General features: G+C 41.0%; 24 protein-coding genes. 15 read left to right on the top strand and 9 right to left on the bottom strand.

Features of this window, described 5'->3' with window-relative positions; all coding sequences use genetic code 11:
• Positions 1-160: 160 nt before the first annotated feature.
• The 4 genes from ADHAQ_RS24690 to ADHAQ_RS0106055 all read right to left on the bottom strand — a co-directional run bounded on the left by ADHAQ_RS24690 (position 161) and on the right by ADHAQ_RS0106055 (position 6,283).
• Positions 161-2,608 (bottom strand): penicillin-binding protein 1A, encoded by a 2,448-nt coding sequence (locus ADHAQ_RS24690; RefSeq protein ID WP_051359745.1) that lies wholly within the window; start codon positions 2,606-2,608, stop codon positions 161-163.
• Between the two features lie 166 nt (positions 2,609-2,774).
• Positions 2,775-3,638, bottom strand: coding sequence for an LOG family protein (locus tag ADHAQ_RS0106065; protein WP_026462179.1), 864 nt, complete (start codon positions 3,636-3,638; stop codon positions 2,775-2,777).
• A gap of 297 nt (positions 3,639-3,935) precedes the next feature.
• Positions 3,936-4,994, bottom strand: a complete 1,059-nt coding sequence (locus tag ADHAQ_RS0106060) for a hypothetical protein (RefSeq protein ID WP_026462178.1) — start codon at positions 4,992-4,994, stop codon at positions 3,936-3,938.
• A gap of 41 nt (positions 4,995-5,035) precedes the next feature.
• Positions 5,036-6,283, bottom strand: coding sequence for an ABC transporter permease (locus ADHAQ_RS0106055; RefSeq protein ID WP_026462177.1), 1,248 nt, complete (start codon positions 6,281-6,283; stop codon positions 5,036-5,038).
• Between the two features lie 204 nt (positions 6,284-6,487).
• Between ADHAQ_RS0106055 and queA the strand changes: the two genes are divergently transcribed.
• The 3 genes from queA (at position 6,488) to ADHAQ_RS0106035 (ending at position 10,061) form a co-directional block, all read left to right on the top strand.
• Complete coding sequence (queA, locus tag ADHAQ_RS0106045) at positions 6,488-7,534, top strand: tRNA preQ1(34) S-adenosylmethionine ribosyltransferase-isomerase QueA (protein ID WP_026462176.1); 1,047 nt, start codon at positions 6,488-6,490, stop codon at positions 7,532-7,534.
• Between the two features lie 315 nt (positions 7,535-7,849).
• Positions 7,850-8,536 carry a 2-C-methyl-D-erythritol 4-phosphate cytidylyltransferase gene (locus tag ADHAQ_RS0106040; RefSeq protein WP_026462175.1) on the top strand — a complete coding sequence of 229 codons (687 nt, stop codon included), beginning with the start codon at positions 7,850-7,852 and terminating at the stop codon, positions 8,534-8,536.
• A gap of 274 nt (positions 8,537-8,810) precedes the next feature.
• A complete protein-coding gene (locus tag ADHAQ_RS0106035; protein ID WP_026462174.1) occupies positions 8,811-10,061 on the top strand; it encodes a DEAD/DEAH box helicase in 1,251 nt (416 codons plus the stop codon).
• 199 nt (positions 10,062-10,260) lie between these two features.
• Here the strand turns inward: ADHAQ_RS0106035 and dinB are convergent, their stop codons facing one another.
• Positions 10,261-11,304 carry a DNA polymerase IV gene (gene dinB, locus ADHAQ_RS0106030; protein WP_051359744.1) on the bottom strand — a complete coding sequence of 348 codons (1,044 nt, stop codon included), beginning with the start codon at positions 11,302-11,304 and terminating at the stop codon, positions 10,261-10,263.
• A 154-nt stretch (positions 11,305-11,458) separates the two neighbouring features.
• Between dinB and ADHAQ_RS0106025 the strand changes: the two genes are divergently transcribed.
• The 8 genes from ADHAQ_RS0106025 to ADHAQ_RS0105985 all read left to right on the top strand — a co-directional run bounded on the left by ADHAQ_RS0106025 (position 11,459) and on the right by ADHAQ_RS0105985 (position 19,202).
• On the top strand, positions 11,459-12,241 hold the full coding sequence (locus ADHAQ_RS0106025) for an SDR family NAD(P)-dependent oxidoreductase (RefSeq protein WP_026462172.1): 783 nt from the start codon (positions 11,459-11,461) through the stop codon (positions 12,239-12,241).
• Positions 12,242-12,338: 97 nt separating this feature from the next.
• The gene (locus ADHAQ_RS24685; RefSeq protein ID WP_211240573.1) at positions 12,339-13,418 is read left to right on the top strand and encodes a glycoside hydrolase family 5 protein; all 1,080 of its coding nucleotides are present in this window, start codon (positions 12,339-12,341) and stop codon (positions 13,416-13,418) included.
• A 117-nt stretch (positions 13,419-13,535) separates the two neighbouring features.
• Positions 13,536-14,888, top strand: coding sequence for a PQQ-dependent sugar dehydrogenase (locus tag ADHAQ_RS0106015; RefSeq protein ID WP_026462171.1), 1,353 nt, complete (start codon positions 13,536-13,538; stop codon positions 14,886-14,888).
• A 151-nt stretch (positions 14,889-15,039) separates the two neighbouring features.
• Positions 15,040-16,131, top strand: a complete 1,092-nt coding sequence (locus ADHAQ_RS0106010) for a lipase family protein (protein WP_034256619.1) — start codon at positions 15,040-15,042, stop codon at positions 16,129-16,131.
• Between the two features lie 173 nt (positions 16,132-16,304).
• Positions 16,305-16,985, top strand: coding sequence for a type 1 glutamine amidotransferase domain-containing protein (locus tag ADHAQ_RS0106005; protein WP_026462169.1), 681 nt, complete (start codon positions 16,305-16,307; stop codon positions 16,983-16,985).
• Between the two features lie 183 nt (positions 16,986-17,168).
• Entirely contained in the window at positions 17,169-17,579 is a 411-nt protein-coding gene (locus ADHAQ_RS0105995) for a DUF6157 family protein (RefSeq protein ID WP_026462168.1), read from the top strand.
• Between the two features lie 122 nt (positions 17,580-17,701).
• Complete coding sequence (locus ADHAQ_RS0105990; protein WP_026462167.1) at positions 17,702-18,640, top strand: sugar phosphate isomerase/epimerase family protein; 939 nt, start codon at positions 17,702-17,704, stop codon at positions 18,638-18,640.
• 64 nt (positions 18,641-18,704) lie between these two features.
• Entirely contained in the window at positions 18,705-19,202 is a 498-nt protein-coding gene (locus tag ADHAQ_RS0105985) for a hypothetical protein (protein ID WP_026462166.1), read from the top strand.
• An 80-nt stretch (positions 19,203-19,282) separates the two neighbouring features.
• Here ADHAQ_RS0105985 and ADHAQ_RS0105980 read toward each other — a convergent pair whose 3' ends face one another.
• A complete protein-coding gene (locus ADHAQ_RS0105980) occupies positions 19,283-19,492 on the bottom strand; it encodes a CsbD family protein (RefSeq protein ID WP_026462165.1) in 210 nt (69 codons plus the stop codon).
• Positions 19,493-19,618: 126 nt separating this feature from the next.
• On the opposite strand from ADHAQ_RS0105980, the gene ADHAQ_RS0105975 reads away from it, so the two are divergent.
• Together ADHAQ_RS0105975 and ADHAQ_RS0105970 are read left to right on the top strand one after the other, a co-directional pair.
• On the top strand, positions 19,619-20,506 hold the full coding sequence (locus tag ADHAQ_RS0105975) for a CE1 family esterase (protein WP_034256617.1): 888 nt from the start codon (positions 19,619-19,621) through the stop codon (positions 20,504-20,506).
• Between the two features lie 63 nt (positions 20,507-20,569).
• Entirely contained in the window at positions 20,570-20,812 is a 243-nt protein-coding gene (locus ADHAQ_RS0105970; protein ID WP_026462163.1) for a hypothetical protein, read from the top strand.
• Positions 20,813-20,815: 3 nt separating this feature from the next.
• Here the strand turns inward: ADHAQ_RS0105970 and ADHAQ_RS27105 are convergent, their stop codons facing one another.
• On the bottom strand, positions 20,816-22,180 hold the full coding sequence (locus ADHAQ_RS27105; RefSeq protein ID WP_051359743.1) for a M20/M25/M40 family metallo-hydrolase: 1,365 nt from the start codon (positions 22,178-22,180) through the stop codon (positions 20,816-20,818).
• A 204-nt stretch (positions 22,181-22,384) separates the two neighbouring features.
• Between ADHAQ_RS27105 and ADHAQ_RS0105960 the strand changes: the two genes are divergently transcribed.
• Both ADHAQ_RS0105960 and ADHAQ_RS0105955 read left to right on the top strand, forming a co-directional pair.
• On the top strand, positions 22,385-22,945 hold the full coding sequence (locus tag ADHAQ_RS0105960; RefSeq protein ID WP_051359742.1) for a DinB family protein: 561 nt from the start codon (positions 22,385-22,387) through the stop codon (positions 22,943-22,945).
• A 324-nt stretch (positions 22,946-23,269) separates the two neighbouring features.
• Positions 23,270-23,806, top strand: coding sequence for a YceI family protein (locus tag ADHAQ_RS0105955; RefSeq protein WP_026462161.1), 537 nt, complete (start codon positions 23,270-23,272; stop codon positions 23,804-23,806).
• A gap of 118 nt (positions 23,807-23,924) precedes the next feature.
• Here the strand turns inward: ADHAQ_RS0105955 and ygiD are convergent, their stop codons facing one another.
• Together ygiD and ADHAQ_RS0105945 are read right to left on the bottom strand one after the other, a co-directional pair.
• Entirely contained in the window at positions 23,925-24,749 is an 825-nt protein-coding gene (gene ygiD / locus ADHAQ_RS0105950) for a 4,5-DOPA-extradiol-dioxygenase (protein WP_026462160.1), read from the bottom strand.
• A 243-nt stretch (positions 24,750-24,992) separates the two neighbouring features.
• Positions 24,993-25,838 carry an OmpA/MotB family protein gene (locus ADHAQ_RS0105945; RefSeq protein WP_026462159.1) on the bottom strand — a complete coding sequence of 282 codons (846 nt, stop codon included), beginning with the start codon at positions 25,836-25,838 and terminating at the stop codon, positions 24,993-24,995.
• Positions 25,839-26,089: the final 251 nt, after the last annotated feature.

Here is a 26,089-nt window from a genome sequence, read left to right as displayed (position 1 = left end):
ATCTTTTGCAATTTCTGTCTATAAGTTGTAAAATAACAAAATATAAAAAGAGAAAGGCCTGGAATTTTTTTCAGGCCTTTCATTAACTTCCGGAATACAAAAATTCAAATAAAAAAGGGTGGCGATCAGCTAAATCAGAGCTAGGAAGCTAAAGTCAATCTTACTCGCCTCTTATCCATTTCCCAAATTTTTTGCGTTCTTTTTTTTCTCTCTTTTTCTTTCGCTTTTCTTTAATTCGGTCAAAGAAACGGCCTAAAAAAGTAGCTTCTCTAATAATTGGTTCCGGACGATTACTTATAAAGCCATCACAAAGCAGGCTGCTCTGCAGCATGGCCGGCAGGGGCTTAAAACGGCTGTAACGGTAATCCTTAAAATAAGGATCCTTGATTACCTGAGACATAAATTCGCCCCAAATAGGTAGGGCTGTGTGTGATCCTTGCCCTAACTCCAGCGTACGGAAACGTACTGATGGATTTTCGGCTCCTACCCAAACGCCCGTAACTAAATCAGGGGTAATACCAATAAACCAGCCATCGCTGTGGTTTTGGGTGGTACCCGTTTTCCCCGCTATCTCCATGCTTAGGTTAAACTCTGACCGAACTCTGCCAGCGGTGCCTTCTTCTACCACACCTTTCAACAATTCAATCATAATGGCTGCCACATCCGAAGACATTGCTTTAGCCATACTTTCCCTAGTATTGTGCTGAAAAATAACTTTCTCTTTCCGGTCTACTATTTTTGTTATATAGGTAGGTTTTACCCGGTAGCCATTATTAGCCAGGGTAGCATAGGCATTTACCATTTCAAATAAAGAAAGCTCGGCGGTACCCAATGCTAAGGCCGGAACCTGGGGAAGTTTGGTTTGAATGCCCAAGCGGGATGCTGTTGAAATAACGGGTTCAATGCCGGTTTGCATAATCAGTTGGGCCGAAATTGTATTTACAGAGTGTGCCAGAGCACCCCGCATACTGTATTCGCCGCCATATTGGCCATCTGCATTTCGGGGAGTCCAGTTCTCATAATCAGAATAGGTAGTAAGCTTATTCTGGAAATACGTGCAGGGAGCAATACCTCTTTCTAAAGCAGTTGCATATAGAATAGGTTTAAAAGTGGAGCCTACCTGCCTTTTAGAACGCACATGATCGTATTTAAAAAAGGTGTGATTTATACCGCCTACCCAAGTGCGCACGTAACCAGTATGGGGTTCCATGGCAAATAAACCGGTATTCAGGTATTTCTGGTAATAGCGTAAGGAGTCCAGCGGACTCATGGTTTTCCTGGTAATTTCCTGCCAGCTAAATACCTGCATAGGTACAGGTTCCTTAAATTTTTCAGTAATTTCTGTTTCTGCTAACCCGGCCGCTTTTAATTTTTTATACCGGTCTGAGCGTTGCATAGCCGTTTTAATAACTTCAGATTTATTACCCCACGGGGAGCGGCCTTGCCAATGGCTATTAAATAGTTTTTGTAGCCGGAACATGTGCTTCTTTACTGCTTTCTCAGCTTTAGCCTGCATTCCGGCATGAATGGTGGTATAAATCTTTAACCCATCGGTATAGAGATTATAGGGAGTACCATCTTCTTTTTGCTGAGTAGCACACCACTTAACTAATTCTAACCGGAGTTGTTCCCGAAAATAAGGAGCCAGACCATCGTTATGGGTTTCGTAGCGGTATTTCAATTCAATGGGTTTTTCTTTTAACTCAGAAGCTTTTTGGGCCGATATGTATTCATACTTTACCATTTGATTTAAAACCACGTTACGCCGTTGTCTGGATTTTTCCAGGTTCAGGCGAGGGTTATAGGTAGTAGTGGCTTTTAACATGCCGACCAGAACGGCTGCCTCTTCCAGCTTTATAGAATCGGCAGAAGTGTTAAAAAATCGTCTGGCAGCCCGCTCAATTCCATATAGGTCGCCACCCATGGGAACGGTATTTAAATACAACTCTAATATTTCCTGTTTTGAATAAACTTTTTCCAGCCGACGGGCAATAATGTATTCCCGCAGTTTATTGATGGGGGTGCTAAAGAACCAGTAATTTTTGCGGGGGTATAAGTTTTTGGCTAATTGCTGGCTCAGCGTACTGCCACCACCCGAACTTTCCTCCTGAAATAATATAGTTTTGAAAAGTACCCGTAACAAACTTCGAGGGTCTATGCCGTTGTGTTCATAAAAACGGGCATCCTCTGTAGCAATTAATGCTTGAATAACATTTGGGGAAATTTTGTTAAAGGTTACATTGGTTCGGTCCTGAATATAATAACGGCCTAACAAAACACCATCGGCTGAATATACCTCAGAGGCCGTATTGTTTTGCCTAGATCTTAAATCGGAGCGAGAGGGTAGGCTACCCAAAAAGCCAAAATAAACTATTAGGTAAAATATAAAGACGCCCAAAACTGCTATTAAACCTAATCTGACGGCTCCTTTAATAAGAAAAGTAAAATCCGCTGGTTTGGCTTTTCGCCAGTTAAAGGCCTTGAAAGAGTTCTGCTTTTGCTGCCGCTGGTTATAAGTAATCTTAGCTAGTGGCTGAAGGAGAAAGCGGTACAAGAAATTTTTTATGGCAAGAATGGTAAGCCAAGTACGATGTAAAAACTGTTTCAAATTCAAAAGTGTAATATTAATTCTACTCCCTTACCGACTACAGGTGGTTGCACCTCCTAAAGGTTGCCTGCCAGTAAAACGTAATTCTTTTAATTGTAATCTACTTTAGATAAAAAAAGCCACAGTAAGTTGTACTGTAGCTTATATAGGCTGGTAAAAAAATAACCTAGAAGTTTGGCGATAGTAAGTATTTGCTGTAAAACTCGTCTATCACTTTTACGGCTTCAGATGGTGTATCTACAATATGTACCAAGTCTAAATCTTCAGGGCTAATATTATTTTCGGCGTGCAGCATTACCTCTTCAATCCATTTAAATAAGCCTTCCCAATAAGAACGGCCAACCATAATAATCGGGAACCGGCCTATTTTACGGGTTTGGATCAGCGTAATGGCTTCAAATAATTCGTCTAGTGTACCAAAGCCTCCAGGCATTACCACAAATCCCTGAGCATATTTGATAAACATTACTTTTCGCACAAAAAAGTAATCAAAGTTTATGAGCTTATCCGAATCAATGTAAATATTATTGAATTGCTCAAAAGGTAATTCAATGTTTAACCCAACCGATTTTCCTCCTTCGGCATGAGCACCTTTGTTACCAGCTTCCATAATACCCGGGCCACCGCCAGTAATAACACCGTAGCCATGACGTACTAATTTGGCAGCAATTTCTTCGGCCATTATATAATAAGGGTTGTCGGGTTTGGTACGGGCCGAACCAAATATGGAAACGCAAGGACCTATTTTGGCTAACTTTTCAAATCCTTCTACAAACTCCGACATTACTTTAAATATCTGCCAGGAGTCTGCAATTTTTATTTCATTCCAATCCTTGTCTACAAAAGCTTGCCGTATGCGTTGATCTTCGTCTGAAATCACCCGGTTTTCTTCGCGCGCAATTTTTCGGGCCTCCTTTATAGATTTGGCTTTATTATCGTTTACGTCCGGCTGACTAATAGTTTCCCCGCTGCCTACGTTACTGTTTTCTTCGTGGAGCTTGGTTTTGCTGGTTTTTCTTAGTTTTGTCATGGGTGTGCAATAAAATACCGGCCAGTGCCTCTTTCGCTGTACGGTGGGTTATTTATAAATATTAAAATGGAAAAGCATTTACTACATTAACGTAAATAAGTTGCCGTTTTATAGTAAGTATTGCCAATTTTTGCAGTTATTCTTGTTGCTATAGCTTATAAGCTACTATTCTATTCCTAGCAGTTCTATTATGCTCTACTATATGTATCCAAAAGAGTTACAAAGGAAACATAAAGTTAATAAGGGTAAAAAGCTTTCCGGCGCTTTAAAGGCTTAATTAAGCAGGAGAACAAGCGATTAATTTACCTTTTGAATTACTTCAGATTTTATTTTATAATCCTTAATAGCGTGTAGCCCCAACCGGTAAGCCAGCCCCAGTTCAAACATGACCCCCGACGCTTGTTTTAAATTAAATAAAATAGGTCTGATGGCACAGTGGACGTTAATATAATTATTACTTAAAGTAGGATTACCATAATAATTCATAGGTTTTTCCTTCCCGATTTTAAACATATAATTAACTACCAAACCAGGGCTAAATCCATGTAGCTGTATCCAATCTTCATCAGCATCATTTAGCCGGGGCGTAACATTTTGTATTGCGTAATTTAACTCAAGCTGTACGTTTATGTTCTGATGTTTTTTCTGCGAAATAAATTTATTTAATAGTGCTCCTACTAATAAAGTTGGTGGGGCACTATTCTGCTCCCGGTCAGTAGCCAGGTTGTAAGGCATTTTAAATTGATTACCGTAAAAGCTCATATTTAAGCCGGCACCATAGCCTTTCTCCCCGGTAACTAATAAATCCATTTTCATGCCGCCGCCAGCACTTAAATGCTTGCCAGCATTTCCCCCAAAGCCATTAGAAACTACACCAAAAACTAAATCAAACCTGCTGCCAGACTTCTGGATATATTCAAAGTCTTCTAATTTTAATACCTGATAATTAAACCCATTGAAGGAATGAGCGGGCTCTCCCACCGTGTTATATTTAGGGAAGGTAAGCTTCATGAAATACAAGGTGCTTTCTGTTTTGCCGTTTACAGTTTTGGGATGAAATTTAGGTAGGGCTTGGGTAGTATTTTTCAGGCTATCGAGTATAGCCACATCGTTTATACCATTAACTTGCTCTAAAACAGGCGTCCCCTGTGCATCAATGTTATAAATAAATTCCAGCTCAAGTCCCTCTAAAGCTTTTCGCTGTTCTTTGGTAAATTTAATTTTATAATAAGCTAAGGCTAATTTATTTAAGCCATCTTGAGGACGAGCTTCTGCATTTAAATTACTGGTAGTTTGGCTAAAAGCCGGAATAGATAAACTAAATAACAAGAGGAAATGCAATACTGCTTTTAACATGGTATTGGTAATGATATTTTCAGAATTTTTATTAAATAATTTTATTTGGAACGAATAGCTATTACCGGATCCAGGTTAGAAGCAAGTATGGCCGGTATAATACCGGAAAGTACGCCAATTACTACTGAGACACCTAAGCCAAGCGTAATATTACCAAAGCTAAGGAGTAGCTCAAGAGCATTCTGAGGAATAAGCGTAATCAGGTAAACCAGGAAAATACCAACTCCGCCGCCAATTAAACTTAAAAATATAGATTCAAATAAAAATTGAAACAGAATAAAATAATTTTTGGCTCCTAAAGATTTCTGAATGCCTATAATGTTGGTGCGCTCTTTTACTGATACAAACATGATATTGGCAATGCCAAAGCCGCCAACTAAAATAGAAAAGCCTCCGATTACCCAGCCAGCAACTCCTATTACATTAAACATACCGGTTATGGCTTCTGCTACCATTTCCGGCCGGTTCAAGGCGAAGTTGTCACTATCGCGGGGTTTCAGGCCCCGGATATTTCGCATCACCCCCCTGATTTCGTACTCTAGTTCCAGTAACCCGATATCTGTTTCGCGACCTTTTATACCTATTGTAGGTTCTATGCCCTGCCTGCCCGTAGAAAATAATTTGTTAAAGGCACCAAAGGGCATATAAGCATTGGCATCATTGGTAGGCATACCAAGCATGTTTTCGCCTTGCTTTTCCATAACACCAATAACCGAAAATTTTAGGCCCCTTATTTTAATAGCCTTGCCTAAAGGTGTTTCATTTGGGAAAAGGTTTTCGGCAATTTTTGCTCCGATAATAATAACGTTGCGGGCGGCATTTGCCTCTTGCTGGGTAAAATAACGACCCTGGGCTACCGGGACATCCGATATTTTATTAAAGCCATACGAAATACCTTGTATGTTTACCCCTGACGTACTGTTGCTCCGGTAGCGTAACGTGTTGCCCCGCCGGTCCCAGAAAATGGCAACGCCTTCAGCATTTTCCAGTTTATGCTCCAGTAAGCGGTATTCCCGTATGGTGGCGCTCGGCCTTTGAAAATATTTCCACCAGGGGTAGTCGTTGCCAAATGCCCAGGGAAACCGCTGTACGTATATTACATTATTTCCCAGAAAATTCATGCTGTTCCGTATGTTTCGTTCCAGCGAATCTACAATAGTAAAAACAGAAATGATGGCAAATATACCAATGGTTACGCCCAGGAGAGATAAAATGGTACGTAGTAAATTTGACTTAAGTGCCTGCCAGGCAAAGCGAAAGCTTTCCAGAATAAGCCGTAAAAAAATCAAGTGGTCAGGTATATACAACTAATTTTCATAAAATTACGAATTATCCATTAAAACTAATTAAATTTGCGCCGCTTTTTACGGGAACAATGAGCTAATAAAATGAGGATTGGTAGTGCAGTTGTAGTTCCTGCACACATTGGTTCTGTATTATTTATTGATTTTTTCCTGGAGGCTAAAATAAATTTAATTCCGTAAAATTAAAACATGAAACTCTCCGAATTCAGATTCGAACTTCCGGCCAATTTAATGGCTACACACCCTGCCAAAACCCGTGATGAAGCCCGTATGATGGTGGTGCATCGCAGTACTGGCAAAATTGAACATAAAATTTTTAAAGACATCCTGGAGTATTTTGATGATGGCGATGTAATGGTGATTAATGACACCAAGGTTTTTCCGGCCCGTATGTACGGCAACAAGGAAAAAACCGGCGCCAAAATAGAAGTATTCCTGCTGCGCGAGTTAAATAAAGAAAACCATCTGTGGGATGTATTGGTTGATCCGGCCCGTAAAATTCGGGTTGGTAATAAGTTATACTTTGGCGATAGCGATTTAGTAGCCGAAGTAATTGACAATACTACTTCCCGGGGCCGTACCATTAAATTTTTATTTGACGGTACTGATGAAGAATTTTATAAAACCATTCATGATTTAGGCGAAACACCTATCCCTAAATATTTAAAACGGGCTGCTGAACCAGAAGACCGTGATCGTTACCAAACTGTTTACGCAAAGAATGTAGGAGCAGTAGCTGCCCCAACAGCGGGTTTGCACTTCACCCGCGAGGTATTAAAACGCCTGGAGCTGAACGGGGTAGATGTAATGCCATTGACTTTACACGTAGGCTTAGGTACTTTCCGTCCGGTAGATGTGGAAGACCTAACCAAGCATAAAATGGATTCTGAGAATTTCGTTATTCCGGAAGATACAGCTGCGGCCGTAAACAAAGCTCTGGATAATAAAAAAAGAGTTTGTGCAGTAGGTACTACTACAATGCGTGCTATGGAATCTTCAGTATCGGCTAGTGCGCGTTTAAAGCCGACCGAGAACTGGACAGATAAATTTATCTTCCCGCCGCACGATTTTAAAATTTCTAATTCTTTAATTACAAATTTCCACATGCCAGAATCAACTTTATTAATGATGACCTGCGCCTTTGGAGGGTATGAGTTAATAATGGAGGCTTACAAAACGGCGGTAAAAGAAAAATATAATTTCTTAAGCTACGGCGACGTAATGCTGATTGTATAATAATACAGTTAAACATTATTAACCAAAAGAGCCTGTTGATTTTAAATTAACAGGCTCTTTTTTTACACCGAAAGGCTTACTAAATAACTGTAATCAAATCTTTGCCAATTATTATTCTATTGGATATTAAAAAGAAGAAACAGTACCAGCATAGTAAAGAGGGAAGGGCCGGCAGTAGTGGGCAAGGCTAACCCAGCAGCAGTTAAAACGGAAGGTGAAAGCCAGCCATTAAGACCCAATCAGGGAAAAGAAAGAATCTTTCTACCGATATACCTTAAAGTCTAGTATCTTGTGCGTTTATTTAAGTAAAGAATAATGCCTGCTTCTCTTTCAGAACATGCCATAATTGTAGCCGGAGGCTCTGGTACCCGCATGCAAAGCCAGGTGCCCAAGCAGTTTATTGCTGTAGCCGGTGAGCCTATTTTGATGCACACCATAAGGCGGTTACATGCCTATAATCCGGAAATGCAACTCGTGGTGGTGCTGCCTCAGAATCAGATCAAAATCTGGAATTCGCTTTGTTTTACGCATGTGTTTGAGATAAAGCATGAAGTGGTAGCTGGCGGAAAAACCAGGTTTGGCTCGGTTAAAAATGGTTTAGCTGCTATTACAGCGGAGGATGGTATTGTTGCGGTACACGACGGCGTACGGCCTTTTGTGCCTGTTGCTAATATTGCCAATGCATTTGCGGTAGCTAAACAAAAAGGGAATGCCGTGGTAGCTGTACCACTAAAAGAATCTATTCGGCAGATATTTAAAACCAAGAGTAAAGCCATGGACCGGAGCCAGTACCAACTCATTCAAACGCCGCAATGTTTTAGACTGGCTATGTTCCGGAAGGCATATGAGCTGCCGGAGGAGCCTACTTTCACCGATGATGCCTCAGTAGTTGAACGCTTTGGTCAGAAAATAAACCTGGTGGAAGGAAGTTATGAGAATATTAAAATAACCACACCCGAAGATTTATGGTGGGCCGAAGCTTTTTTGAAGCGCCCTAGATAACAGGGGTTACAGCCTGAAAAAACAAAAGCTTAAGAAACAACATATTTATGTTACCTTCGCGGGCAGATTAAATAAAGTAAATCTTCTATAAGTAATTTTATTCCTGTTTCTATCTGCACGATTGAACCTTCACACGCTTAAAAAGCTTTTATATATAACAAACATTAAGTAGTTTCTAATCCGGACTTTATCTTATTATTCAAAAGGAGAAGTGCTATTTTTATCACGCTGACTGCAGAAATTAGCATTCAGCTTATCTTTGAAACAATTTCTGATGTCATTCGAAAAATTAAATCTTATTGAGCCCATTCTGCAGGCTTTAACAGCAGAAGGTTATACTGTGCCAACCCCTATTCAGGCACAATCCATTCCGTTAATTTTAAACCGGAAAGATTTATTAGGCTGCGCCCAAACCGGTACCGGTAAAACAGCGGCCTTTGCTATTCCTATTTTACAGATACTACATGCCGAAAAGCGTGCGGAAAAAGGACTAAAAGCTATTAAGGCTTTGGTACTTACCCCAACCCGCGAACTGGCTATTCAGATAGAAGAAAGTTTTACCGCCTATGGCCGCCATACCGGGTTGCAGCACCTGGTAATATTTGGTGGTGTAAATCAGAAATCCCAAACAGATGCCTTAAGAAAAGGCGTAGATATTCTGGTAGCTACTCCGGGTCGTTTGCTCGATTTAATGAATCAGGGCTTTATAAAGCTAAACCAGTTGCAAATATTTGTGCTGGATGAAGCTGACCAGATGCTGGATATGGGCTTTATAAATGATGTTAAAAAGCTGATAAAACAACTACCAGCTAAACGGCAGTCGTTATTTTTCTCGGCTACTATGCCTTCGGTAATCCAGGAATTAGCTGATACTATTTTAAATGCTCCGGTAAAAGTAGAAGTGACGCCAGTTTCGTCTACAGCTAATACCATTACTCAAAAGATGTATTTTGTGGAGAAAACTAAAAAACGTGCGTTACTTAACCATGTTTTGGCCGATAGATCCATTGAGACAGCTTTAGTGTTTACCCGGACTAAACATGGTGCTGATCGCGTGGTGAAAGATTTAGCCCAGGCAGGAATTCAGGCTGAAGCCATTCATGGCAATAAATCGCAAAATGCGCGCCAGCGGGCCTTAAGTAATTTTAAAAACCGTACTACACGGGTTTTAGTAGCTACCGATATTGCCGCCCGCGGAATTGATGTAGAAGAGCTAACGCACGTAATTAATTATGAATTGCCTAATGTGCCGGAAACTTATGTGCACCGCATTGGCCGTACCGGCCGGGCTGGTGCCAGTGGTATAGCCTTATCTTTTTGCGATGCCGAAGAAAAAGCTTACCTGAAAGATATTCATAAACTTATTGCCAAAACTATTCCGGTAGAAGAAGAGCATCCGTATCATTTTGCTTCTATCAATAGAACTGAAATAGTGCTGTCAAGTGCTGAAAGAGCACGGGCAGCCAGCACGGCTAGCCCTAAAAAGAAGAAATGGTTTGGCAACCGCCGCGAGAAAACAGCTTAACCTAAAATCATAGCTCTAGGTTAATATATAGCCTGCATCAGTAAGTACTGAGGCAGGCTTTTTTTTGTCAGGGAGTATAAAACTTAATAAAATAATTTAGAAGCTTATTACACCCTGTTTCTGGGAGTGCGTTGTAACAAATTCATTCCGAATTATATAACAGCCTGTAATTAGTTACAAAAAGCTATTAGGCTATCATTTAAAAATCAAAAGTTAATTGGTAGTTTGGCTGGAGGTCTTGTTGGGATAATAAATTTGAAACCGAAATGCCTAATAACCTGACCGGAGAGTGAGGAAGAAGAGGCGTGCGCAGTAAGTCTTTGGCTACTGTATAAATAGCATCCGAAGTACTTAAATAAGTAAGTAAGGTTTTGCTGCGGGTGTGCTGGGTAAAATCAAAATATTTTAATTTTAAGGTAATAGTTTTAGCGGAAGTTTGTAACCGCGTAAGGTCTTGCGTTACTTCCTGGGCTAAAAATTGCAGTCGCTCCAGCATATCTTCTTCCTCGGTTAAATCTTCGTCGAAAGTACGTTCGGCCCCAATAGATTTACGTACCCGATGCGGCTGTACTAAACGGCTGTCCTGGGCACGGGCAATTTGGTAATAATAATGACCCGCTTTCCCAAAACGTTGAACCAATTCCTGTTCTGTACGCGTGCGTAAATCAGCCCCGGTATGGATGCCCATGTTTTGCATTTTAGCGGCAGTTACCTTTCCAATGCCATAAAACTTGCCAATATTCAGACTGGCGACTAAATCTTCGGCTTTGTCTGGGGTAATTAGAGTAAAGCCATTAGGCTTATTCATATCTGAGGCAATCTTAGCCAGAAATTTATTAAAAGACACTCCGGCCGAAGCAGTTAGCTTGGTTTCTTCTAAGATGCGGGCTTTTATTTCTTTGGCAATTATACTGGCCGACGGCATACCTATTTTATTTTCGGTTACGTCTAAATAAGCTTCGTCGAGAGAAAGTGGCTCTACCAAATCTGTGTAGGTGTAGAAGATTTCCCTGATTTGCCGCGATACGGCACTGTATACTTCAAACCGAGGCTTTACAAATATTAGATTCGGGCATTTTTGAAGCGCAATTTTAGACGCCATGGCTGAGAATACGCCAAACTTTCGGGCTTCGTAGCTGGCAGCTGCTACCACGCCTCTGGCTTTAGAACCACCCACGGCAACTGGCTTCCCACGTAGTTCAGGGTTGTCGCGCTGCTCCACCGACGCATAAAAGGCATCCATGTCTACGTGAATAATTTTACGAATAGGGGAGTTCAAACCTGGTGAGCAATAATAGTATTAATCTTTGTAAAGATAAAAAGATGGAATCAGCTTACAAAGTTTCCCTTTTACCGCCTATATTTCCGTAGAAGTGCTAAAATAAAATTATGGCTATATGACTTCCTCTTATGCATTAATAACCGGTGCCAGCAAAGGGATAGGCAAATCTATGGCTGAAATTTTAGCCAGAAAAGGGTATGGGTTGCTTTTAGTGGCACGTTCTGCTGCTGAATTACAACAGGTAGCCGATGACTTAACCAAGCGGCATAAAGTACCTGTGGACTTTCTTTCAATTGATTTAACGGAATCAGAAGCAGCCAAAAAACTACGGGATTGGTGTGAGACTAATAAATATGATGTTTCTATTTTAATTAATAATGCCGGGTATGGCCTGTTTGGCAATTTTGAGGCCCTTAGTTTGCAGGACCAAACCAATATGATGCAGCTTAATATGCTGACCCTGGTACAACTTACCCACCTATTTATTCCGGTTTTAAAGCGGCACCCTCAAAGCTTTATATTAAATGTTGCCAGTACGGCCGCTTACCAGGCCATACCTACTCTTAGCTTATACAGTGCTACCAAAGCCTTTGTGTTATCTTTTTCGCGGGGCCTGCGGTACGAATTAAAGAATAGCCCTATTGCCGTAAGTTGCCTGAGCCCAGGTCCGGTAGATACTAATTTTTTTGCCCGAGCCGGGTTAGGCGCCTTAAAAAGCATTGCTGATAATTTAAAGATGCAACCCGATAAAGTAGCTGAAATGGCAATTGCAGGCATGTTTAAAAAGAAGGCAGAAATCATTCCGGGTCTGTTAAATACCTTTTCGGCTACCTCAAACCGGTTTTTGCCCAAAAGCATAATTGAAAGTGTTGCCGCCCGTTTTTTTAAGGAGAAATAATTGATTATTTCTTTTAGTTTAGAAACTAATTGCTCAAGTTTTTCTGGATCTGGTATATTTACCTGGTCTTATTTATTCCCACCTACACCACAAAAAAATGAATTACTTATCCAGCATGGCATCTTATTTTAGATGGCCGGTTTTGTTTTTATGTTTGAGTTTGGCTTGTAAGCCCGATAAAAAAGAAGATGCACCAGCGCCTAAAAATGCTTCAGGCGGCACACCAACTCCCACTACGCCGGTTACCCCTAATCCTAATCCATCTATTGCTAATGCAGTGGAAGCCTATGGCGCTTTAAAAGTAAATGGTAACAAAATTGTTGGAAAAGATAATACACCAGTCCAGTTACGGGGCATGTCGTTTTTTTGGAGCCAGTGGATTGGCAAATACTACACCGCAGAAACAGTAGAATGGCTAAAAAAGGATTGGCGTTGTACGCTGGTGCGGGCTTCTATGGCCGTGGATGATGGAGAAGGTTACCTGAGAAAGCCAGAAGTAGAAAAACAAAAAGTTATAACCGTGGTAGATGCGGCTATTGCCAATGGTTTATATGTTATTATTGACTGGCATTCGCACCATGCGGAGGATTACCGGGAAGAGGCCAAAACCTTTTTTGCCGAGATGGCTAAAAAGTATGGCGACAAACCGAATGTGATTTACGAAATTTATAATGAGCCTTTAAATGTGTCTTGGAGTGGCGTTATAAAACCTTATGCGGAAGCCGTAATTGCAGCTATCCGGCAGCACGATCCAGACAATATTGTGGTGGTAGGTACCCGAAACTGGTCACAGGAAGTAGCCGAAGCCGCCAATAATCCGATAGCTGGTGTAAACATTGCCTATACGTTACACTATTATGCTGCTACCCACAAACAAGGGTTACGCGATAAAGCAACACAAGCATTAAACAGAGGGGTAGCGTTAATGGTTACGGAATATGGTACTGCCGAAGCCAGCGGCGATGGGAACCTAGATGTAACCGAAACCAAAACCTGGTGGAAGTTCCTGGACGATAATAAAATATCCTGGGCTAACTGGTCTCTTGCGGATAAAGTAGAAGCTACGGCCGCCCTTAGACCTAATGCCAGCCCTACCGGTGGCTGGACTGATGCACAAATAACACCTTCTGGATTACTCGTACGGGAGGAGTTAAGGGCTAAAAACCCAAAACCATAAATGTATCTGAAGCACAGAAACAAGTTTGGGATACATGGGATAGTATGGTAATATTGAGCCATTGTGTTGGTAGGTTCGTATAGACGCTTTTAAATAAAACGCGCTAAAATACGAACTATGAAAACTAAGGATTTTTACTGGCTAGGGCTTTTCTTAGCGGGTACCCTGTTCGGTTGCAACAATTCAAATCAGAAAAATGATGCAACAAAAGCTTCTTCGGCACAAACTACCACCGAAAAAATAAACCAGTATGGTATGGGAAATAATATTCCTTTGCCCGAACCCGACACAACGCATGAGGTAAAAAAGTATAGCAATGTAATTGGCTGGCCCGATGGCCAAACACCGGTTGCCCCGGCTGGTTTCGCTGTTACCAAATTTGCTGATGGACTGGATAATCCCCGCTGGATTTATGTTGCCCCTAATGGAGATATATTTGTATCTGAAGCCAATACCGAACCGGACCCTATAGACAAGGCCAAGGCGATAGCCACCGGAAAAGATAAGTCACAAAATTTAGGTAATAGCGCCAACCGCGTTACTCTGTTCCGGGATGCTGATAAAGATGGAAAACCAGAGGTAAAGAAAGTTTTCTTGAAAGACCTCAACCAACCATTTGGCATGTTGGTACTCGGCAATTATTTCTATGTTGCCAATACTGATGGCCTTTTACGTTATCCTTATAAACCTGGCCAGACCAATATTACTGGTAAGGGCCAAAAAATTGTCAGCTTACCAGCTGGCGGCTATAACAACCACTGGACCCGCAATATTATAGCCAACGCTGATGGTTCTAAAATATATATATCGGTAGGTTCGGGTAGCAATGTGGGGGAAAACGGCATGGAGCACGAAGTGCGGCGGGCCGCCATTCTGGAGGTAAACCCGGATGGCTCCGGTGAACGCATTTATGCCGAAGGCCTCCGCAACCCGGTACCAATGGATTGGGCACCAGGCACCAATACCTTGTGGACAGCTGTAAACGAACGCGATGGTATTGGCGATAACTTAGTGCCTGATTATTTAACCAGTGTGCGGGAAGGTGGTTTTTACGGTTGGCCCTATGCATATTTTGGTCAGCACGAAGACCCGCGCCTGGCCGGACAAAAGCCTGAATTAGTGAAAAAAACTATTGTGCCGGAGGTGGCCCTGGGCTCACATACAGCTTCCTTGGGCTTTACTTTTTATAAAGGAAAGGCCTTCCCGGCCCAATATCAGAATGGTGCTTTTATCGGCCAGCATGGCTCCTGGAATAGCTCTGATTTGGTAGGTTATAAGGTTGTTTTTGTGCCGTTTGACAATGGGAAACCTACAGGCAATCCCCAGGATTTCTTAACTGGGTTTATTTCTGACAAAGAAAAAGGTGAAGTGTACGGCCGCCCGGTGGGCCTTGCCGTTTTACCAGATGGTGCCATGCTGGTAGCCGATGATGCCAGTAATACGATCTGGCGGGTAAGTGCTCAGAAATAGAAAGCAGGACCATATTAAAAACTATGGAAAGCTTCCGTTGCTAATAATAGTAGCGGAAGCTTTTATTATGTGTTAAGCTTAACACCTTATAAGAATTTGTTAAAATAAAATTTAAAGCTGCCGTATGTAAGCATTGGTGAAAACAATTTACATGAAGAAACCTGTTTTATTAATTTTACTAATCTGCTTATTTTATTCTGCCCCGGGTTGTTTTGGGCAAAAACTGAAGCCCGGGTTTAACAAAACTGAATTTCTGGAAATGCTGTATATTTCGGCGCGGCAACTCGATACCACACGCTATAGGAATATTCCGGTACCCCAAAAATTTAAAAGAATATACAGGTCGCCCGTGCTGGGCCTGGAAAACCGGTGGGATTTGTGGCTGACTCCCGATTCAGTGGCTGCCATTAGCATAAGAGGAACAGTGCGTAATAATATTAGCTGGCTGGGTAACTTTTATGCGGCCATGGTGCCGGCCAAAGGCCAGTTACAGCTATCCAAAGATTTTACCTTTACTTATAGCCTTGCTGAAAATCCGCAGGCGGCCGTGCATGTGGGCTGGTTAGTGGCAACCGCTGCCCTCTCCCGGGATATCAAAGCCAAGATAGATTCCTGTGTTCGTCTGGGAGTAAAAGATTTTTATATTGTGGGGCATAGCCAGGGTGGAGCCATAGCGTATTTGCTTACTTCCTATGTAAAGAGTTTACAAAAAAATGGCAGTATTAGCCCCAACCTACAATTTAAAACCTATTGTATTGCGGCACCCAAACCCGGCAATTTATTTTATGCTTACGAATATGAAGCAGCCACCGCTAATGGATGGGCTTATAACATAGTAAATTCCGCCGATTGGGTACCCGAAACACCGGTTACCATTCAGACATTGAATGATTTTAGCCCAAACAATCCTTTTAAAAATGCTCCCGGTATAATAAAGAGACAAAAATTCCCGCGTAATATTTTGTTTAGTTTTGGCTTTAATCAGCTGGATAAACCAACTAAGAAAGCACTTCGCAAATACCAGAAATACCTGGGTGGTTTTGCAGCCAAATTTGTAAAGAAGCAACTGCCGGAGTTTGTGCCACCTGTTTATGCTAACACCAGCAATTATGCCCGCGCAGGTAATTTTATTGTATTACTGGCCGACGAAGAGTACCGGAAAATTTATCCTAATGATGAAGAGAATGTATTTGCACACCATTTACTGGCGCCTTACCTGTATTTAATAAGAAAGTGGAAGTAAAAAGGTTGCTGGTCAAGGAAAAAGTAAGGAACTGGTACTTTTTGGCTACTTGCTCAGGTTAAAAGTTTTCTTTACCAATAACTTATTAATACCAGCTATGTTGCTGCAACCACAACCATCCTTTATTAGCGCCGCGTAAGAAGAGAAGTATAGGATTAAAATTTGATAAAATTATGAAAGTACTTTTTGTTTTAACATCTCATGATGAATTAGGTAGTACTGGTAAAAAAACAGGTTTTTGGATAGAAGAGTTTGCTGCGCCCTATTATAAATTAGCAGATGAAGGAGTAGACGTTACCCTGGCTTCGCCTAAAGGCGGGCAACCTCCGATAGATCCGAAAAGTGAAGAACCAGATGCCCAAACAGAAGCGACCAAGCGGTATTACAATGACTCTGCATTACAGGAGAAGTTGAGCCAAACTAAAAAACTGAGCCAGGTAAAGGCAGATGATTATGATGCTGTTTTTTATCCGGGTGGCCATGGCCCGCTTTGGGATTTAACCAGTGACCGGAATTCTATCAATTTGATCGAAACGTTCTACAAGCAAAATAAACCGGTAGCGGCTGTTTGTCATGGACCAGCCGTGTTAGCAAAAGCAAAAGCACCCGATGGAAGCTCATTGGTAAAAGGTAAAAAAGTAGCGGGCTTTACTAATTCCGAAGAAGCCGCTGTGCAGTTAACAGATATTGTGCCTTTTCTGGTAGAAGATAAACTAAAAGAATTGGGTGGGGAGTACAGTAAAGCCGAAGATTGGGCTCCGTATGTAGTGACAGATGGTTTATTGATAACCGGTCAAAATCCGGCCTCCTCAGAGCCGGCTGCGGAAGCCCTATTAAAAATGCTGCAGAAATAAGACGGAATTTTTAAAATGCTAAAGAGCTTCATTAGCCAGGGCTAATGAAGCTCTTTTTATCTTGCATCCATTAAGAATAGAAGCCGGGGAGAAATAATATTTATTAAGCCTTATATGCTGCCTGTTCTTTTTATTTTGGGGTGGATCGGTTACATTTAGCATATACTTTTTGAGCTATACCACATGAGTTACACCGATACCTTAATTAAAGTAGCCGCCGATTGTCCGGTAAATAAAAGTGAAATTCCGGTAGCCAAAATGAAAACTAAACCAATACATGTATTTCAGTACGAGCTTCTTCTGGAAAAGCCTTATGCCTACAATCACGAAGAATTAGTTTATCAGGTATATGTGCGGCAAAAAGAAATTCCGGTAGAGGTTTTAGCAAGAGATTCAGAAAAGATAAAACAAGAATTGTTCTCCAAAGGGCATCCTTGTATGCGGGCATCGTCGCTAACAAAAAGATACGGTTGGGGAGCCCATTACAATGAAGAAGGAAAAATTGCCATTTACCCAATGGAATCTGAAGAATATAAAAAGTTAGTAGGGACAGAAGGCATCAAAGTGATCCCGGCCATGAAGAGCAAGCGCTAAGATTGTCCTATTAAATGGTGATGTTTTACCTTAGGTAAGACTTCTCAAAACAGCTCAACCGCTTCCTCTTCAAATTACCCTATTTATAATTTCCATCACTAAATTATTTCCAGTATAAACTCATGTCCAATCCTTTAAAAAACCGTCGCGATACCATAAAATTATTAGGAGCTGTGGCGGGCCTTGCGGCAATACCAACCGTTAGTATGGCTAAGGCAGTACCCAAGCCGGCCTTTACCCTTTGCTTAAACATGAGCACTATTCAGGGCCAGAAGTTAGGTTTTATTAAGGAATTAGAAATTGCTGCCAAAGCTGGCTTCCGGTCGGTAGAAATCTGGATGAACTCGTTGCAGACCTACCTGGATAATGGTGGTAGCCTTACCAGTGCCCGTAAACGCATAACTGATTTAGGACTGACAATTGAAAATGCCATAGGATTTGCGCAATGGATAGTGGATGATGAGGCTACCCGCAATAAAGGCGTAACACAAATGCAACGCGAAATGGAAATGCTCGCCCAGATTGGCTGCAACCGGGTGGCTGCGCCACCTGTGGGGGCCACGCAAGATCCGGGACTGGATCTAAAACGGGCTGCTGAACGCTATCGGGTTATTCTGGAATTAGGAGAGAAAACGGGTGTTGTACCACACTTAGAGATGTGGGGTTTTTCTCAAAATTTAAGCCGGCTGAGCGACGTACTATATGTAGCAGCCGAAAGCGGCCATAAGTTTGCAAGAGTATTGCTGGATGTGTATCATTTATACAAGGGCGGTTCCAGCCTCGATAGTTTGCCTTTGGTGGGTAAAGCCGGTATAGAAATTTTTCATATAAACGATTACCTGACCAATATGTCACCTGCTAGTATTACAGACGCTGATCGGGTTTATCCGGGAGATGGAGTTGCGCCTATTCAGCGTATTCTGCAAACCATCCGAAATCCCGATAAGCCGGTAATATTGTCGTTGGAAGTATTTAATAAAAGTTATTATGCCCAGGATGCTTTACTGGTGGCACAAACGGCTTTAGCTAAAATGAAAGCCATAACCAGAAATATTTCTTAAAGGCTATGCAACTAATAAACTGCTAGTTGGGTCATTTATTTAAGAACATTAAAAGCTTAATTATATGAAACCATTAAAGTTTATGCTGGCGCTTTTATTATTGGTCAGCTTCTCTTCCTGTGAAGAAAAGGATGCCGCTATACCAGAAATAAAGACCAATGAATTAAATAATTCTTTTGTATTTGGAGAGTATTTTGGGTTTTGCCCGCTGGAGAGCGACTGCGCTACGGTCTATAAAATTCAGGATAATAAATTATTAGCCGATAATATAAAACGAGTAGGTGATAACAGTTCTCTTATTACTTTTCATCCGGAACCGTTACCGGCTGCTAAATATGAAGTTGCTAAAAAGTTGGTTAATAAATTGCCTGCGGAATTGCTTACTTCTAATCAGGAAGTGTATGGTGCGCCAGATGCCTATGATCAAGGCGGATTAGTGCTGGAATTTGTTTATAATGGGCAGGTAAAACGTATTTTTCTCGAACGGGATGAAAAGAACTTGCCCGCCAATGTAGCTGCTTTTGCCAAAGAAGTGAAAGCTGTAGTAGCCCAAATTAAATAGCCATTGCAAAGTCTCAACAAAATAAAGCGGCACCCTAAAACTAGTTAAGGTGCCGCTTTGAATAAGGTAATTATACAGAATTATAGTCCGGCAATCCAGGCTCTTACATCCTGAGCGGTTTTTCCTATCTTATTGCCGATTTTACCAAACCATTCTTCCTGTGTTCCTTGAGCGTATTCCAGATCATCGTCTGTTAAGTCGCCATATGCTTGCCGGATTTTCCCTTTAGTTTCCTGCCAATTGCTCCGAGCTCTTAGCTCGGCTGCGTTATTATCAAAATCATCATTCATAGTCCTTGGTGCTTAAATTGCGTTATACTTATGTATAGTAACGTATAAGACCAGCTGCAGTTATTTTATTCTTCTGGATATTATCTTAAATTTTCAACTTAACCAGCTTATTTGGTAAATTCTCACATGAAACTAATCACTCTTGCTATTACAATATTACTTAGTGCCTTTGCCATAAAAAGCCAGGCCGCAATAATCTCTGATTCAGTTAAAATTGGAACTCATTACCGGGCTTTTCATTTTAACCAGCCTAGCCAAGCCAAATCAGGAGCAAGTTTAATTTTTGTATTACACGGTTCGGGTGGTACGGGTATGAGTATGATGGATAAGGCGGTTAAACTAGAGCAAAAATCAGCAACTGAGAATATTTTATTGGTATACCCGGACGGATACAAAAAATATTGGAATGAATGCCGGAGAACAGCTCAGTCAATAGCTAACAAGGAGAATATAGATGAAAATGCTTTTTTCGCGGCCATGATTACCTATTTTCAGGACAAATACCAGATAAATAAAAAACAAGTTTTTGCCATTGGTACTTCCGGTGGCGGCCATATGACTTACAAACTCGCTCTTACTATGCCCCAGGAGTTTAGAGCCATAACAGCTATTATTGCCAATTTACCTACGCCTGATAACCTGGATTGTGGCGAGGCAAACATCCCGGTACCTGTTATGATTATCAATGGGACTAACGATGAAATCAATCCCTATATGGGAGGCGTAGTTATTGCTAATAATGTCAACTTTGGCGAGGTTCGGTCTACGGAGAATACTTTACAATATTGGGCAAAATTGGCTGGCTATACAGGTAATCCTATAAAATCTAATTTGCCGGATAAAGATCTTGGCGATGGGAAAACTATTGAACAGTATACGTACAAAAAGAAAGGAAGCCCGGAAGTAACCTTACTTAAAGTAAATGGCGGCAAACACGATTATCCGAATGATATAGATGTGTACGAGGAAGCCTGGAGTTTTTTTAAAAGGCAGATTCAAAACCAGCGGCGGTAAGGGGGGTATCCGCTCCGGTAAAAATAGAGAACATTCTTACCCGCGGTATTCGTACAAGCTGTGATGAAAAAATATAAAGTAGTAAAATTACAAAGTGCAGAGTCTTTCGAAACCAGCCTGAATGAATTGGCGCAGGCTGGCTGGAAAGTAGTATCTTCTAATATGGCCTATCCTAATATTGGGAGTGATGAAGCTGTTTATTTTGCTTTATTAGAAAACACCTCTATTGAGGATGAGCTAAAGCAAATGCTGGAGGAAAATAACGAAGGATTAGAAAATGTTAACCTTAGTCCATCGGCTAATTAAGTTTTAATTGGTCATTTTAGGTTCATCGGTGCCTTTAATAATGGAGTAGCTGCTTTGGGCAATTGTTTTCACAACAGTAAAAGCCGAATGCAAGTCCAAAGTACTTATCTCATCTGCTACGGTATGATATAGGCGGTCGGCACTATTAAAAGTTGTTATGGTATGAGCTGGAATTTGTGCCTGGGCAAAAGGATAATTATCTGATCGCGCGAACAAATCATAACCTGCCGGCTCATTGTTAATCAGCGTATTAATAGGTTGCAGGTTTTTATTCATGATGCTTTGCAGCGTAGACCGGGAATGGCCGCTTAAAAAAGCTTTCCCGGCTCCGTATGGACTAATGTTGCCAATCATATCAATATTAAACACCGCTTTTATAGCCGATTTGTCCGGGAAAGCATTTACAAAGCTTTTAGAACCCAGTAAACCTTTTTCTTCGGCATTAAACAGCACAAATAGCAACGTTCTTTCATTTAAGTTTTGCTCCTTAAAATACTTGGCCAAGGTAATTACTGCGGCTGTTCCGCTGGCGTTATCGTTTGCACCATTATAGATTCGGTCGGTTCCCGAACGGGCCATACCTAAATGATCCATGTGGGCCGAGAATATAACGTATTCATTTGGCTTCGATTTGCCCGGAATAACCGCTACCACATTGTTCAAAGCCTCTTCTTTAAGTTTGAAACTGCCGGTAAATGTTTCTACCATTTTGGTATCTGACAAAACATAAATGATATTGTTGTAACCATAGCGGATAGGGTATCCGGCGGCGTAACGAATAGTATTAGGGACAAAAGCGCCTAGTGCCGGGAAATAGCTTTTAAATTCCTGGAAAGATTCCTGCAAAGCAAGTGGTACCAGTACCAAGTAATTTTGTCCGGCAACCGAGGTGTTATGTAAGCTGGTAACCTGTTCTTTTAGGGTGGTGGTAGGGGAGAAATAAACAACCCGATTAATTTGGTTTAAGCTTATCTGGGCCTGCGGGCTTTGGGGCGTAATAATTATACGCTCAGGACTCGCAGGTTGGTTATTAAGATTTATGGTTAGCGTTTCAAAATCAGTAGATACTACTTTAAATCCGTCTTTAAAGCTTTTATAACGGGGAAGTTCCTGCAAACCAATTTCTGAAATCTGCTTTATAACAAATTTTTCTGTACGGTCTATACCGGTTTCATGCGTCCAGCGGCCGTTTAGCGAATCACTGGCCAAAACATTTACCAGGTATTCATATGTATTCTTTAGAGGATTTAGATTTAATGTTTCTATCTGGTGAGGTACAACTTTATTTGGGGTAGCTTCCTCTTGCTTGTCGCAACCTATAATATAAAATACGGCAAGAAGTATGGTTAATAATGGAATGGGTTTCATGGGTAAATAGTAGTCTAAAGCAAGCTTGATTAGCCAGTAAAAGGATAATAACTTTGTAAACACCAAAAACGAGTAAAAAGTATTATTGGCAGGAAAAAATATCTGGTTAACTAATTATTTATTAATAAATTATCCGAGATTTACTGCAGACTTTATTTCATATATTTCAATGAAGTAATATTTTACAGTATAAAAGAAATGCCTATGAAAAAGAAAAATTTAACCCAATTGTTCCTGCATGTTTTGTTAGGATTTTTACTGGTAGCTGGTAGTGTTTGTCAGCTTTCTGCTGCTACACTTCTAACACCTAAATCGCAATTAGTAGCCGATTGGCAGCGGGCCAAAGAGTATACCAAGGAATATTTGGATGCTATGCCAGAAGATGGTATCAGTTATAAACCAAATCCGGAGATCAGATCTTTTGGTGAGCAAATGCTGCACCTGGCCAACGCTAATTATAATTTTGCTGCGGCTGCTTCCGGCAAATCTAATCCGTACCAGGGTAAAAATTTAGAAAAGATGGAGGAGTTTAGATCTAAGGCTGCCTTAACCAAAGCCGTACTGGATAGCTACGATTTTGTAATAAGTGCTTTACAAACTACCATCGATGCCCAGCTGGGCGAGAATGTAAAATTGTTTAACCGCGACCTCAACCGGGAGCTGGCTTATGCTAAGGCTTTTGAGCATCAAACGCACCATCGGGGGCAAACCACTATTTATTTACGGATGAAGGGCGTTAAGCCACCAGCCGAGAAGTTATTTTAGTAAGAAGCCTCAGCAGTGTAAAGCTCCTGAGGCTTTTTTTTGTCTTTTATTTTAGATATAAGTCCTGTAGCTTATTGGAGCAGTAATGAACGCAGTAAATCTTTTACCTCATTAATATTTCTAATTAGCTGGTAAAGTAGTATAAAAGTGAATTTCCTTGGCAGATGTTATCCCTTTTCTATAATCTTCGTTAAAATGGTTTTTAAATTTTAGTTTAAATAATGGGAAATTAAAAGCGAGAAAATATTTTAGTAAAAGTATATGTATATACATTTATTGTGCATACATTTGAATGGAGATTAAACTAACAAACAGAATAAAACTATGGCTAATGTAAAATGGGTTGTGGACCCGATGCACAGTGAGGTGCAGTTTAAGGTAAAGCATTTAATGATTACTACAGTAACAGGATATTTCCAGAAGTTTCATGTAGAAGCAGAGACGGCAGATGATCAGTTTACGTCAGCAGAAAGTGTCGTATTTACAGCGGATGTTGATTCCATCAATACCAATAATGACCAGCGGGATACGCACCTGCGCTCAGCTGATTTCTTTGATGCGGCTAATCATGGAGAAATCAGGTTTGAAGGTACCGGTTATAAAAATGTAGGCGGCGATAATTACCAGTTGGATGGTAACCTGACTATCCGGGGCATCAGCAAGCCGGTAAGCCTACAGGTAGAGTTTGGTGGTATTGTAGTAGACCCATACGGACAAACCAAAGCTGGTTTCACTGTTTCCGGTAAAGTTAGCCGCAAAGAGTTTGGCTTAACCTGGAGTGCTGTTACCGAGGCAGGAAGTGTGGTAGTGAGTGATGAAATAAAACTGCAAGCCGAAATTCAGCTTGTAAAACAAGCCTAAGGTTTTTAGGTAGAATAAAAGAGAAAGCCCTCTGTTTTTAAAACAGAGGGCTTTCTCTTTTTTGAGCTAACACATAAGGCGCTGGTCGTTTTGTGGAATAGGTGAAGCAGAGCCAGTATTAAGCTTTATCTATTTTCAAAGAAGTCATGGATATGGAGCCGTAAATTGTTTCATCGTTAAAGAACGAAACCTTCTCCTGGTCTTCCTGCAAACCCAGGGTATAAAGCAAAGGTAAAAAATGCTCTGGTGTAGGAATAGCTAACTGCAGTTCCGTACCTAAACCTGAATAATAGGCAAGTGGCTTATGTTCTTTCTTTTGAATTAAGCTTTTAACTTTTTCATTAGCCTCTACAGCCCAGTCAAAACCCTGATTTGGACTGTTCCAGTTTATCATCCGGAGGTTATGTACAATATTACCGCTTCCCAAAATTAAAACACCCTTTCGGCGAAGTGTTGCCAATTCTTTAGCTAATTCATAATGCCATTGCGGAGTTTTAGTGTAATCCAGGCTCATTTCCACTACCGGAATATCTGCCTTCGGGTAGAAGTGCTTTAAAATGCTCCATGATCCATGGTCTAATCCCCAATTATAATCTAAGCCAACGGATGTGCTGGTAATAACAGTTTGTGTTTCCTGGGCTAAGGCTAAGCTTCCTGGTGCCTGGTATTGTACATCAAACAAGGCCTGGGGAAACCCTCCAAAATCATGAATAGTTTCTGGTTTTTCGGCGGCAGTAACAAAAGTGCCCCGGGTTTGCCAGTGTGCAGAAATACAAAGTATAGCTGTTGGTTTGGGTAAGGTTTTCCCTAGTTGCTGCCAGTTCTGAGCAAACGTATTCTCTTCTATAGCATTCATGGGACTACCGTGACCTACAAATAAAACAGGCATTGCCTCGGTAGTAGTAAAATTTTTGGTTATGTTATCAAGACCTTTCAGGTTCATAGCTTTACTCGTGTTGCAATACAAGTTTAGCTAATAATGTGCCAATTTGTATATACATTAAATGTATATACACTAAATAAAAGTAGAAAGTTCTATTCAGGTTAAGGGTAATTTTTGTTAAAAGGAGAGAGGTGAGTAGGCGTGATTGACTAAAAAGTTAATGACACCGTTAGGCAGGTATAAATTAAAATTAAGAAGCTCAGGGAAGTATGTCTTCTCTGAGCTTCTTTAGCTGTTAGACAGTTAGTTTTGTTCTAGTATTTTAAATAACTCGTCTAGTTTTGGCGTCAGAATTATCTCTGTTCGGCGGTTTAACTGACGATTTTCCGGCGTATTATTAGCTACCACCGGTACAAATTCGCCGTGTCCGGAGGCCGTAACGCGCTGGGCTGATAAACCAGATGTTGTTAATATACGGGCAATTTCAGTAGCGCGTAATACACTTAAATCCCAGTTATCTTTCATCCCCACCGTGCCTCTGGATACCGGTACGTCATCAGTATGGCCTTCTACCAGTACATTTACATCCTGCTGATCTTTTAAGGCAGCAGCTAGTTTTTGTAGGGCTTCCTGACCTTTCGGATCTACTTTGGTACTGCCTGATTTAAACAATAACTGCTCAGATAAAGAAACATATACCTTCCCGTTTTTTACGTTTACCGATAAGTCACCGGATTTAAAGCCTAATAAAGCATTGCTTACCCGATTTCGTAATTCATTGACGGCTCGATCTTTTTCGGCCAGTATTCGCTGCATTTCCAGGAGGCGAGCCTCTCTTGATTTTAAGTCAGAACTCAATTGAGAAACTTTCTGATTGCTGTTTTTCAAGTTTTCGCTCAAGTTTCGCTCAGTAGTAGCCATCTGTTGTTGTAAGGTTTCTTTTTCCCTTTCCAGCGTGGCTCGCTGTTGTTCCAATCTAGCTTTTTCTTGTTCTAAAGCTGCTTTGTCCTGGCTTAGAGCATCCCGCGTATTTTGTAAATCAAAGTGCCGGGATTCTAAAGCTTTGTATTTTTTAGATGATACACACGACGATGACAATAAAGTCAGGGCCAGTAATCCGTAAGAAAGTTGTTTTCTAATATTTTCCATAGTTTTTTAGGGTTTAGCTCAGGTTCATTAACGTACCAGATCAATTACCTTGTATACGTTAGTCTTCTCTTTTAAACTTCTTTTGAGTAAAAAGGTTAAAATGCCGAAGGATATAACAAGCAGTATATTCTTTTAGCTGGAGTAAATTAGGATCGTGTTATTTATTTGTAGTAGCTATCGGTATTGCAGCGTTACGGCCCACATAATTTTTAGAAAGTATCCGGAACTGAAGGTTAAAACTGCCAGATCGG

The sequence above is a fragment of the Adhaeribacter aquaticus DSM 16391 genome (genome assembly GCF_000473365.1).
GTDB lineage: Bacteria > Bacteroidota > Bacteroidia > Cytophagales > Hymenobacteraceae > Adhaeribacter > Adhaeribacter aquaticus.
The sequence above is the reverse complement of the archived record's forward strand: the minus strand, read 5'-3'. Positions and strand labels throughout refer to the sequence as shown.